Source organism: Wolbachia endosymbiont (group A) of Ophion costatus (assembly GCF_963969245.1).
Taxonomy (GTDB): Bacteria; Pseudomonadota; Alphaproteobacteria; order Rickettsiales; family Anaplasmataceae; genus Wolbachia; species Wolbachia pipientis.
This window is the reverse complement of record NZ_OZ017714.1, coordinates 644,050-657,309: the sequence shown is the minus strand read 5'-3', so window position 1 is coordinate 657,309 and position 13,260 is coordinate 644,050. Positions and strand designations below refer to the sequence as shown.

Annotated in this window: 5 protein-coding genes and 1 pseudogene; 3 read left to right on the top strand and 3 right to left on the bottom strand. The window is 34.5% G+C overall.

Features of this window, described 5'->3' with window-relative positions; all coding sequences use genetic code 11:
* Positions 1–7 precede the first annotated feature (7 nt).
* Together cifB and cifA are read right to left on the bottom strand one after the other, a co-directional pair.
* Entirely contained in the window at positions 8–3,508 is a 3,501-nt protein-coding gene (cifB, locus tag AACH21_RS03270; protein ID WP_338482807.1) for a cytoplasmic incompatibility factor CifB, read from the bottom strand.
* A 75-nt stretch (positions 3,509–3,583) separates the two neighbouring features.
* The gene (gene cifA, locus AACH21_RS03265) at positions 3,584–5,008 is read right to left on the bottom strand and encodes a cytoplasmic incompatibility factor CifA (RefSeq protein WP_155968735.1); all 1,425 of its coding nucleotides are present in this window, start codon (positions 5,006–5,008) and stop codon (positions 3,584–3,586) included.
* A 242-nt stretch (positions 5,009–5,250) separates the two neighbouring features.
* Between cifA and AACH21_RS03260 the strand changes: the two genes are divergently transcribed.
* The 3 genes and pseudogenes from AACH21_RS03260 (at position 5,251) to AACH21_RS03250 (ending at position 9,608) form a co-directional block, all read left to right on the top strand.
* Positions 5,251–5,814, top strand: coding sequence for a hypothetical protein (locus tag AACH21_RS03260; RefSeq protein WP_338482760.1), 564 nt, complete (start codon positions 5,251–5,253; stop codon positions 5,812–5,814).
* 52 nt (positions 5,815–5,866) lie between these two features.
* On the top strand, positions 5,867–7,687 hold the full coding sequence (locus AACH21_RS03255) for a hypothetical protein (protein ID WP_338482759.1): 1,821 nt from the start codon (positions 5,867–5,869) through the stop codon (positions 7,685–7,687).
* A gap of 546 nt (positions 7,688–8,233) precedes the next feature.
* Positions 8,234–9,608 (top strand): annotated as a pseudogene (locus AACH21_RS03250) (IS66-like element ISWen3 family transposase).
* A gap of 333 nt (positions 9,609–9,941) precedes the next feature.
* Here the strand turns inward: AACH21_RS03250 and AACH21_RS03245 are convergent.
* Positions 9,942–13,001: a hypothetical protein gene (locus AACH21_RS03245; RefSeq protein ID WP_338482758.1), complete on the bottom strand. Its 3,060-nt coding sequence runs from the start codon at positions 12,999–13,001 to the stop codon at positions 9,942–9,944.
* Positions 13,002–13,260 lie beyond the last annotated feature (259 nt).

Sequence of the window (13,260 nt, the reverse complement as noted above, 5' to 3'; positions counted from 1 at the left end):
TTAACCTCTACCTACTGCCTCTACCATTGCTATGATCATAAACTCTATTCACTCCATCAATTTCATCCAATACAGATTGCGGACCAAAATCAATTGATATCACTCTTTCTCCGCCTAATTGCAATGCTCCCCCACCTCCACGCTGTGGATATTGGAGTTCTAAAAATTGTAATAGTAATGGATCAATTTCATGTTGAATTCCTGGACGACCTTGAATCAATCTACCCCTAGGAGAAGATAGAGAATCATTTTGGAATAATTGTGAAATATTTCTTCTCCGATTTCTAAAGTATTGTTCATTTCTTTGAGGTTGTCTAGTGTCATTTCCAATTCCTGCACTAAGAAGACCACGTATATAACCTATAATACCTTCACCTTTCTCTCCAAAGTTACTATTTCCCTGTAAAGCTTGATCAATAGCTTGGTTAATATCCCTAGCATTTTCGTATGCCCATATGCCACAATTATGGCCATCTGTTTGCTGATGAACGGAAACATCATGGACATTATCATCGCTAATATCACATTCTCTTAAAGCTCCTCGAATATTATTGTCAATACGACTATCTGGACCAAGTGAATCAGCATAATACCCATAATAATTTCCATTTTGGTGGACAATAACTAATGTAACCCAATGACGATTACCTACATTAATAATAGCAGTTAATCTATCTTTTTCACCCGAATCTACTTTTTGTTTAAAGTTATCTATGTTACTACTTAATAAGTCCCTACCTGTTGGATCATTTTGATTTCCATCGACTCCTACTGAAGTTATTGCAAAATCATGACGATCATTAGTTGGATTAGATCGATCATCATGGAAAGTATATTGTCGTGCAGCGAAAAACATGTCATGAGTTTGTAGCCAATAACGGAAATTTTGATTTTCTGTTGCAAAGTCTAGTGCAAGTAGATTATGCACATCTTCTATTTCACGAGCGTTGTTTCTACGAAGGATAGTGTTTATTTGTTGTAATATTCCTTGTGCTGTAGAAGTACCACCTCCCCTTATTCTTGACCTTAATGTTTCTATTGCCTGTGCTCTAGTACCTTGCAAGTAACTAAATGGAACGTGCAGATTATCATCTATATCAAGCAAAAAAATCGAGTTCTGTCCTGGTCTTTTTTCCATGTAAAAGCGCCTGAAATTTTCACGAGTTTGATCTGACAATAGATTTTCTGGTGGATTTTCATCAATAACACTTTCAGGTCCCACTAATACTTCTGGTCTTGAGTCATGACCACGACGATCAAGTCTATGTACATACACTGCTTGTTGTGGAAGAGATATAAAGTCTTCTGCTCTCTGTGCACCTCTATTAAATACAGCATAAGACAAAACCACCTCATTTCCAGAAGTAATAGGCAAATATCCCCTTTGTTTGCTCATCAATTCTGTTATTTTGTACCTTGCCTCGTCTTGCTCCTGTTCTACTTCTTCTGCATTATCAGCAAATCCTAATACATATCCAATTGGGTGAGTATCTGCTGTAGGTTGTCTTAATAATAGAAGATCTAGTCTCTGTTCTGTAACTCTTGTAAGTATTACCCTTTCTCCTTCTTCTTCCTGCCACCTTTTTAAACTATATGTTTGACCAACTTTATACATAGCAAGCACTTTATAAGGATTATCACTAGCATAAAATGTACCATGTAGTATAGAGCGAAACTTATCTTTGCTATTTACATCTATTATCATATTGCCATGCGTATCTTCTGGCATTAATACTGCAGAAATGTTTCTAAATAATTCTTGATGCTGAAATCTATCTTGCCAGCCATCATTCATAACTTGATTTAAAGCATTATGCACATTTCCAGCATTAGGCACTTGCACAAGATTACCACCAAGAAAATTATTTGCATTATTATTTTGGTAATTGTGATATAAACCAAGGTTATCTGTATGAATATTAAGGCCAAGTTGATTATTAAGTGTGCATGAAACTTCCCGTACATGAACATTATTTCCGTCAACATTAAGATCTTGTAAATTGATGGCTCCTTGTTGTACAGCGTTGTTATCTCTAATATGAAGTATAACTATATCAGAACCTTGAGTATGGAAGACCATGGTTAAAGCATGATTCTCATCACCATATCTAAATATATACTTTCTTACACGTTGTTGAACTGCGTTTACTAATCTGAACTCTTCTAAAATACTATTCCCAAAAGCAAAACCAGTTATGCAATCAAATATTCTGTTATAATTCTCTGCATTTCTTGGTATTTCGTTAGGAAGATGTTGAAGCAAGAAATCTCTAATATTTTCTCTAATTCCTTCATCCTCCAAACACTCAAATAATCTTTGTACCAAAGGAAATCTATTCTCTAAAAACTCTACTGTATCAATACTAAAAGGATCTATATTCAGATTAAAATTTAATCCAATACAAACAGCATTTCTTGATTCAGTGTGAATAGATATAAATGAAGAAGCATGTAATCTTTTAGCATCAGCTCTAGCGCGGTTTAATGCAATATCAGACGATGTCCTCCATCTAGTAACATTAATAACGATAGGAATGTTTTCTCTCTCTGCCTGATGACATATAAGAAAAGCAACATATGAATTTCCAGGAGACAAGTCAAGGTCAATATCTATTGTGTAGAGATGAATAAAATTTGCCAACAAACCTAAGAAAAATCCGTGACTCTCAAACTTTTGACTGCGATTTTGAATGTCATTTTGTAGGCTGCCTAGGTAACTACGATAGATTCGAGTTATGTATGGCAAAATTCCTTCATTTATTCCACGTTCTATATTTATTCTTTGGTTACTTGCTAGCACTTCCATAAAACTGAAAATCCCTTGCTGACCCGGTGCAACTTGCACAAAATTGACCAAATGACCAAGCTGTACTCTCTGATCTTGATTGAGTCGTATACTTCCTATTTCCTTAACTGTCAACAAACTGCGTGGCGCAGGCGCATTAATCCCATTAAGCCTATTGCGTTCTATATGCCTAAGAAGGCTAATCTCAGACGCTGAATATTTAGCAAATCTATCTCTACCTTGAGAATCTTTTTCACGAATCACCTCGAATACTGTTGCAATCGCCTCTCCCTGAATCTTGCCCTTTCCATGCATGCATACTTTGTATTGCTCAAAATTTAGGTCTTCTTCCCTTAAATTTGGATTTTGCCCTCTAATCTCTCGCACTAGAGCATTTCTTTCCCTTGTACTGAACCTTAACCCATCACTATTAAGACGATCAGAAATACTGTAGCATCTGACAACTTGCTGTCCGTCACGATAAACAGCGACTTTTAGGTTCCCTGTATTTCTATTTCTACCACCTGTATCAATACCATGATTATCAAAACGAAAATACACTCTCTCATTTGCTTTTAAGATATTAGCATCATGAGCAGTAGCAAACATACTGAAAAAGAATACAGGAAGGAAACGTCCTGTACTTACATGATACAAGAAAAATGGACATTGATCTAAAAAGGATTCAAACTCTTGTCTAAAACCATCAAGATCTCCATCCACTAAACTTCTTATTAAAGACACAAAGCACCTCTCTATTTGCTAAGACCAGAAAAACCACTCACATTAATGAGTAGACTAGATTCTTCTTTTCTTATGAGAACCAGAAATACCACTCACACTAGGAGCTTCAAACTCAGACTGTGGGCCATCACCAGAACCATCAAGTGGCAAAGATACCTTAGATTGAGACCGCAAATTATTCCAAGGACCATCACCTACAGAAGGTAAAGTTACTTTCTCTAACTGAAGAAATAACTCTTCTGCAAACTTGCCGTAATCTACACCTTTCCTCTTTCCTTCCCTACCACATATTCTAAGATTTTCTATCATGACTTCTTTAAAAAGGTCAAACTTTTCAGGAAAGCAACCTTTGGCAAATGAAATCATATCTAATATTTCTTCTTTCTCTATTTCCCTATCGGGCTTACAAACATCTTCTCGTTTCCAATTAATGATTAATCCCCCAAGTACACTCTTTATAGGAACTGTATAATTAGAAGTATTAACAGAGGTCTCTCTGTATTCAGCAAAGCGTTCACATTTCCAAATCTCCATAATAAGGGATCTAGCTTGAACACTTAACTCAGGATTTTTCAACATCACATTTGAAAGTGAATAAAGAAAAAGTTCATAGTCTTGCTGTGAGAATATCTTGTCCGAACAGTCTCCTCCTGCTGAAACGCCTTTATAACACCAGCACTGTACCAAATCATGAACCGTATCAAAAAAACATGACTCTATTAATTCAGCAAGAAGGGAATATACTCCCTTATCTTTCTGCAATAATTTCTGTAAAAGAGTATCTTTATCGCCTATATTCCTTACACAAAAATCTAAAATAGGAGCGTCTTTCTCAACAGATTGAGGACGAGAAAGAGCAACAATAGCTTCTGTAAGCTTCTTCTCCTTATCTTTTTCCTCTAACTGATTATAAAAATACTCTACCCCTTCGCTCCACTTAAGTTTTACAGCACTGTCAAAACCTTCTACTGCATCATACTTCTTTAATTCCCCAGATTCTCTATCGATCCAGAAATCAAACACAGGACCATTTCTCTTCATGGATGATAGCAGAATGTTTCTTACATATTGATCACTGATCGGATTACCTTGACTATCTACCTCTTCTGAAGTAAATTGACCTCTAGAGAGTACAAACTGTTTGTTGAAAAAATCACCTATCTTGCCCGTTATACAGTACCTAGATGCCATACCATACCTTGGTAGTGGGTTATCGATTTCTCCTATTTTCTCTTCAGTCAATTTCTGACCTAAAACAGTATTATTTAACCTTGTACCTAACCAACAACCTTCATCTCGAAAAACATTATATAAGAATTCCAGCTTATCATCCTTAAAAAGTTTGATATACTCTATATAGGTCTCGACCCACCTTTTAATAGCTAACTTTCTTCCAGCCGCAATGTCACGATCTGTATGTTTTATCACATCTTGTAGCTTTTTAAGCACTTCAGCCTGACGTTTTGTTTCTATTGGCATTTAAACCTCCCTATATCATGAAAACAACGCTATGGTACTAAATTTGTAACTAAGTTACAACACCTAATTACTCCAGAAAGACCTATTTGATACCCAAACGTTCTGGTCAGGCCTAGAGAAATCTGTCTGGAATTATTGAGTATTTTCTAGAAATCTTAATTTGACAGCTAACACCAGGTTTTCTGGAGACTATAGGTGATGCACTTTTTCTATTTATATTCCCAAGAATAAGGTCAGTAGATATGTTGTTTTCCAGAAGAATATTAGTAAGATTAATTGGAGAAGTGCTTATGACTTTAACTAAGTGTGTTTTAACTTCGCCCTTAAGTTCTGTTCAGCAGTATCTGTTAGTGTTAGGTAAGGTTATGGTTGTAAATACAAAATCCGATCAGCAGAGGGCTGAAGATGATCTATATACTGTTTTGAGATTCAAAGAAAAAGGAGATTTTGAAAGACGGATAAGAGAACTGCTTGTTAACGATTATAAGAAACTTAAAAAACCACTGAGCAAACTCCTTGGTAAGTTAGAAAGTAAAATAAGGACTGATAAAGAGAATAACCAAGCAGCCAGAAACGTTTATGATCAAATCAAAAAATCTAAAACTAATGAAGATAAATTAAGTAATTTATTGAACTTTAAAAAACAGCTAAAAGCTTTCCTAAAAAATCAAGATGATTGTAGTATTGTGTTAAATGCGATTGACTCTGCAAGTGTTATCCCTGTTATTGAAGTTAATGGTGTGCATCCAAAAGATAGTGAGATCAAAAAGTTAAAAAAAGCTCAACCTCTCACCTCTCACCTCTAACAGACAAGACTTTGAAGAAGCTCTAGGATACATAGAATCACAAGAAAAAGTTATGGGGATTACATTAGAGGAAATTATGGAATACAAGCAACACTCTGTTAAGATTTTTCTACTGAACCGTGTTCATTCATGCAAAAATGGGCATTCTCAATTGCATCCTGATGTAAAAGAAGCTATAGCAATATTATCAAATGATAAGCTGAGAGCTTTCTACGATGAAGAAGTAAAGAAGAAGACGCTACAACCAATATTGTCCTACAAAGAATGTGAACAATTATATGATAAAATTAACTATGAAAAAAATGAATCTCGTATTATAATCGAAAGAGAAGAACTTGGAGAGAATGTTAGGAGGGTAATGGGAGTGAAGCGCTTTACGAATGAAAGCAGTAGAGAAGATCAGAAAAATGGTACTAGTCCAACAGGAACTTCTACAAATTATAGACAAGAGCAAGTTGCCTCTAGTGGTGATAGAACACTTTATAATAGTGATATACCTTCACTAGGTAGATCGATTAAGAGCAGCCGAAGTGCACTGTTTATGCCATTTGGAGCTTCTGTTGATACGAGTACCCCGATTAAACCTGCCAATCCATCTAACCTAGTTACCACTGGTGAGAATTATACTAGTAATGCAGATCTGAGTGATGAATTGAACGTAAGTGAAGTAACTAAAATTGTTGAACGAATGGAGCTATTATCCAATAGTTTAAAAAAAATCCAAGAAATTATGGAAAAGCTGGGTAATACTACACTAAGTGAAGAAGTGATAGTTCATGAGAGACATTTCAAAAAGTTTATGGATTTTGTAGGAGAAATTCTCGTAGATATTGGTACAAGATTACCACAAAGTGATTCTAAAAGCATGTATCTTGAACAAAAATTGAAGGGATTGGAAAAGATGAATGAATCCTTAGATAACAGTGTTCAAGAGTTAGAGAAAAAAGTAGATAAACTTGAAAAAGAGAATAAAGATTTTCTAGCAGAAAATGATGAACTTAAGGAAAAACTTGCTACAGCGAAAGAAGAAAAGGAATTGCTATTTAATAAAAAAGAAAAGATGCAGGAAGTTATAAATGGGCTGAATGAGAACAATCAACGATTAATGCAAAAAATAAATGGGTTAGAAGATGATTATGAGTATTTGTTAAGAGCGGAAAAGACAAAAAGAGAAACCGAAGATTCGTGTATACAAGTGGAGGATGCAGATATACCGGAAGGAAAAGCTGAGTTATGTAAAGACTATGAAATTAAACTAGTAAAGCTGGAACAAGAGATAGATGCAAAAGGGAAACAATGTGAGGAATTGCTATTAGAAAATAGTATATTACGAGGAAATATAGAACGATTAAAGGAAGAGAATAAACGATTAGAAGGCATTGAAGAAAGCTTTAGTATCGATCCCTCACATTTTTGCTCTGTAAAAAATTTGCATGATGAGCTTATTCTAGCTAATGAACAGCCGGAAAATATTGATATATCAATCCAGGATGAGATGGATTCAAAAGTTGCCACTGAGTCTGTGGGTGTTAATGTAAAACAAGGTTATAGTAAAAGGACTAGCAACCTATCTCGAGTCTCTGAACAAAGTTCAGCAGTAAAATCTCAATTCTCAGAAGCAAGAGCTCAGAGTAGAAAGCAAATAATTTATGCCTCTGCTTCTCTTATACTATCTGGAGTATTTGCTGTTGGCACAAGTTTAACAATGTCTCATTTAGGAATATCTATTTCACTTGCTTTGACTGCATTAACTTTCCTTACATTGGGATGTTATTGTTCATATAAGGCAAGTACAACGCTTAGGAATATTGAACTTGATCGAACTTTTAAAATGGCTGATCATGAAGCTGTTTTTATGGTTCCCAGCTTATAACTATGTGGAAAAATATATTGTTTTACTCACCCCAAGAAAAGAGATAATGGGAAAGATAAAAAGGTCTATCAGTTCTCGGTGCGGCAGATTAATTTCTGACGGTGATATAGAGCATTACTTATTTCTCTAGAGAATAGGGAATTGGCGAATAGAGTTCTAGGTGTAGAAGGAGATATAGATGAAGAAAAGACCAGATTTAGTAGAAAAATATAAGGGCTTCTTTGTAAATGATAGTAAGGGAACAGCAAAGTAGTTATATTAAGGGACTGGTTTTATGTTCTGAACTCAGATTTTCGTTAGGTTATAAAAGAAGTAATATCGAGACCTTACTTTGAAATTCCAGATTATCAGAGTACTTTGCTCTTCTGAAGTGAGTGATGTTGGAATACCTCTGGATCGCAGTACTAATAACCAAAATTAAAGAGTAAATAGTTTATAATTTAAGTATTTATAATAGAGAAATTAGCAGTATCCGTTCAGCGGAGTGGCAGAATAAGGTAGACAAGGTGATCTAAAAAGATAATCATAGAGCAAAAGTGAAGTAATATGGTAAACCTTTTAGAACTTTGCAAAAATTTACAGCAAAAAATAGAAAGGTTAGAAGCAAAAATAGAAAGATTGGAAAAAGAGAATGAAAGTTTAAAAGCAGAAAATAAGGCTTTAAAGATAGAAAATGCTGAGTTAAGAGAAAGACTCGGTTTAAGCTCAAAAAATTCATCAATACCAAGTTCCAAAGAGTTGTATAAAATAAAAAAGAATAAGCCGAAAAGCGAAAGGAATATTGGCGGTCAGGTTGGTCATAAAGGAAGTTTTCGCGCCAACATGGATGCAGATAAAGTAGTAAAGATAGAGTTGCCTAATACTTGCGAATGCGGAGGAGAAATTGCAATATGTGAAAAACCATATATTCATCAGAAAGTTGATCTTCCAGAAATCAAGCCTTATGTAGTGGAATATCAGTTAGAACATGGCCGTTGTCGGAGATGCGGAAAGAGAAGAAGTAGCAAGTTACCGGAAGGTGTTACGCCAGATACATTTGGTCCAAGGGTTAAGTCAATAATTGCAGCGTTCAGCGGATTCTACAAAAATTCAAAACGCGAAATAGCGAGTGTCGTAAATGATATCTTCAATTTGAACATAAGCGTCGGTAGCATATCAAATAGTGAACATAGAGTTGCTTCAAAATGCAAAAAAATGTATGAGCAGATCGAACAAGAGATAAGTAGGAGTAAAGTTCTACATATTGATGAAACGAGCCATTATAACAAAGGTAAACTCGCTTGGTGTTGGATGTTTGCAAGCAATACGGCAAGTTTTGTAAAATTTACAGAGTCAAGAGGAATGAAAGTTTTACAAAATAGTAAATTCTGCAATCGCAATAGCTTGGTAATAACTGACAGGTATGCAGCATACAATTATTTTGCCGATAAAAACAGGCAAATCTGTTGGGCACATTTATCAAGAGATTTTGAAAGGTTAGCACATAGTTGAAGTTAAAGTTCTGGGTTGTTACTTGAGAAACGTGGCCACTGAATTATTTGCACTAAAAAAAGCTTTACTAAAAAGTGAGATAGATGTTTTGAGGTTTGTCAGACGTGCCAGAAAATTAAGAAAACGTACAAAGTATTACTTGAAGGAGATATCTCGTTTACCTGAAGCAATTGGAGCCTCTCGAGTTGCAAAAAATGTTCTGAGATCTGAAAGAATGATGTGGAAATTTTTAGATGACCCAGAAAATATTCCGCTGACAAATAACCACGCTGAACGGCAAATTCGGCATTATGTCGTTTATCGCAAAAACTCATATTTTACACAATCAAAGCGGGGAAATACATTCCTTGAGCGGATAATTTCATTATACTTAACTTGGAAACAAAGGGGTCTCAATCCTTTCCAAAATCTCCTATCTATTGTTTCTTAAACCACTCTCCTGAACGGATACGATAAGATTTAATTTGGAAGAAAAATTGATGTGATTAGAACTTGACCTTACATAGTATAGGAATATTTTTTATAAAAAGAACAATATCCATTTGAAATGTAAAATTATCATAAATTTTTCTTTTTGTTCTCAAATGAATTACTATTAATTTAGTATTATATATTGCTAATAACTTAAATAATCCAACCATTTCCAGCAACAAAAACCGCTACCCGTGAGAACATTTTTCTTTGGGATGGGATGGTCTACCAAGCTTTCATTTATTAATAATCGAATAATTATAGCAAATTATTCAATAATAGACCACTGTATTTATTCACAACTTGCTGCTGCAGTATATCCATTGACTGCAACTTTATCGATGCTACTCTTTTCAAGTGAACTTGAAGGTTTATTACAATAATATACAATTGCAGCAGCAACCAGACAACAAGCTCCAACACCTGCTATTACTCCTGTTACCAGCAAACTAGCACTGAAAGTAAAATATGCAACTGATGCAGCAATTCCTGCAAGCACTCCAGCTATCGCTAATTTCCATGTAGCTGTGGTAGGCCACTTATTTTTTTGTACGCTTTGTGTTACAATAATACTTCCATTGCTTGAATTATTAGGCTGCATGCCATTGGTTTGAGAACCATTCACTTGTCCAGAGCTTTCGTTAGCTACCGAAGACATTTCTTGTTGAACAGAAACAAGTTTTTGACTTCCGCTTTTATCAGATGGAGTTTCCAGCATAACAGGAACTTTTTCTATATTTTTTACATTCATTGAAGTTACCGTTGCAGCAGGTGCAGCAGAAGCTTGTACATGTATGTTATTTCCTTCAAATTCTGTCAACCGAGTAGAATTAAGTTCACTTTCTGCACTATTTTCAGGTACTGTAGTTTCAATTTTATTCTGCCCTGATATGTTCTGCAACTGCTCTAGATTTCTGACAGACTTCGGTTCTTCCTTTTGCTTAATCTGTTGTTTAAGGCTATCTATTTTTGATTGTTGCTTTCTGAACGATGCTGAACCTGTACTTTTCGCCCTTAACTGTTCAAGTAAAATTTCCTTTTCTTCCTTCAATTTTTCTATTTGGTCACTCAGCTTATTTTCATTATCGATAAACTCACTTTTAGCTTGTCTTAGTTTACAAGTTAAATTTTCAATATACCCCCTATCTTTGTTTTTTACTTCTGAATACTTTTCATTTAAACCCCGAAACTTTGCTTCTAATCTCTGCTTCTCTCTCACTACCTGCTCTAATTGCTGATCCTTCTGATTAACCTCATAAGTTAGATCTTGCGCATTTGTTTGTACTTTTGAAAATGCTTCCTCTTTCGCACTGAGTTCATTTTTCTTTTCTTGAACCTGATTAGTTAGGGTATCTCTTTCTTTTTTAAACTCATCAAATTCCTTATTCTTCTCAAGCAACTGAGTTTCTATTTGACCATTTAAACAGTTTCTTTCATTGGTTATTGAATTAACCTTATCATTCAACTCCTTAACTTTATTTTGTTGATCTAAAAGCTCTTCCTCTTTTTTATTTTTATCTTGTTTAAGCTGCTCAATGTGCTGATAGCTTTTACTGAGCTGATCATTAAGCCTACCAATTTCACTTTCCTTTCTTGCTAACTGTTCCTCTACATAAGCTTCCTTATTCTTCTCAAGCAACTGAGTTTCTATTTGACCATTTAAACAGTTTCTTTCATTGGTTATTGAATTAACCTTATCATTCAACTCCTTAACTTTATTTTGTTGATCTAAAAGCTCTTCCTCTTTTTTATTTTTATCTTGTTTAAGCTGCTCAATGTGCTGATAGCTTTTACTGAGCTGATCATTAAGCCTACCAATTTCACTTTCCTTTCTTGCTAACTGTTCCTCTACATAAGCTTCCTTATTCTTCTCAAGCAACTGAGTTTCTATTTGACCATTTAAACAGTTTCTTTCATTGGTTATTGAATTAACCTTATCATTCAACTCCTTAACTTTATTTTGTTGATCTAAAAGCTCTTCCTCTTTTTTATTTTTATCTTGTTTAAGCTGCTCAATGTGCTGATAGCTTTTACTGAGCTGATCATTAAGCCTACCAATTTCACTTTCCTTTCTTGCTAACTGTTCCTCTACATAAGCTTCCTTATTCTTCTCAAGCAACTGAGTTTCTATTTGACCATTTAAACAGTTTCTTTCATTGGTTATTGAATTAACCTTATCATTCAACTCCTTAACTTTATTTTGTTGATCTAAAAGCTCTTCCTCTTTTTTATTTTTATCTTGTTTAAGCTGCTCAATGTGCTGATAGCTTTTACTGAGCTGATCATTAAGCCTACCAATTTCACTTTCCTTTCTTGCTAACTGTTCCTCTACATAAGCTTCCTTATTCTTCTCAAGCAACTGAGTTTCTATTTGACCATTTAAACAGTTTCTTTCATTGGTTATTGAATTAACCTTATCATTCAACTCCTTAACTTTATTTTGTTGATCTAAAAGCTCTTCCTCTTTTTTATTTTTATCTTGTTTAAGCTGCTCAATGTGCTGATAGCTTTTACTGAGCTGATCATTAAGCCTACCAATTTCACTTTCCTTTCTTGCTAACTGTTCCTCTACATAAGCTTCCTTATTCTTCTCAAGCAACTGAGTTTCTATTTGACCATTTAAACAGTTTCTTTCATTGGTTATTGAATTAACCTTATCATTCAACTCTTTCACTTTATTATTCAACTCTATAGCAGCATTGCTACTTCCCTCCAATTCTCGCTCTAGCTGATCTCGTTCATCTGAAATCTCTTTCTGAGCTTCCTCTATTTTTGTCTTACTTTCTTCCGGTTGAACGGCTTGGCTGTCAAAGCTACTTTGTTTCTCTTCAAGTAAGTTACTTGCTTTATCTAACTCAGCTTCTACTTGACGGACTTTAAGTTCATTTTGATTCCCTATTATTGAATTAGAACCCTCTACACGAAATAACAAGGTCTTCACTTTTTTAGGAAATACAAGATCTTCTTCCACTTGAGTTCCAGCCCTCTTCTTGCAAAGATGATTTCTTGCAGTAGTTTTTTTTTCAGCATTTGCATCGATTCTAGCAACACTAATTGCTGCTGATTCACTATTTTCCTTACCTATTCTGTTTAAATCTAGATTACGTATACTATTTCTTTTGGGTGGAAGATTTTCAATTCGAGTTTTAGTCTTCCTTGCGTAAGGACAACTTCTTGCAGCAGTTTTTTCTTCAACACTTGCACCGACTCTAGCAACACTAATTGCTGCTGATTCACTATTTTCCTTACCTGTTTTTTTTGGATTACGTATACTATTTTCTTTGAGTGAAAGATTTTTAACATTTTGATATGTTAAAGAATCTTTACCAATACCCCCTGAATTAAATTGCATTGTAAGTCCTCCTAAACTGTCATATCGCTTAAGCTAATAAAATACCGCTGTACATATAATTACTTGAATATTTCTATAAAGCAACATTTTTTTATAAAAAATTAATCATAAAAATTGCCTTAACTTTTTTGCGAAATCACTATTAATTTACTAGTAATTTTCAATAAAAACTTAATTGATACAACCATTTCTAGCAACAAAAAGCAGCTAGCATGAGAACTGTTCGTTTTGGAATGCGTTGGACTACCAATCGATACAT

What these genes read in the sequence shown, in the direction of transcription:
- cifA (WP_155968735.1), bottom strand. Translation starts at nt 5,008, where the DNA reads ATGCCAATAGAAACAAAACGTCAGGCTGAAGTGCTTAAAAAGCTACAA.
- AACH21_RS03260 (WP_338482760.1), top strand. Translation starts at nt 5,251, where the DNA reads ATGTTGTTTTCCAGAAGAATATTAGTAAGATTAATTGGAGAAGTGCTT.
- AACH21_RS03255 (WP_338482759.1), top strand. Translation starts at nt 5,867, where the DNA reads ATGGGGATTACATTAGAGGAAATTATGGAATACAAGCAACACTCTGTT.
- AACH21_RS03245 (WP_338482758.1), bottom strand. Translation starts at nt 13,001, where the DNA reads ATGCAATTTAATTCAGGGGGTATTGGTAAAGATTCTTTAACATATCAA.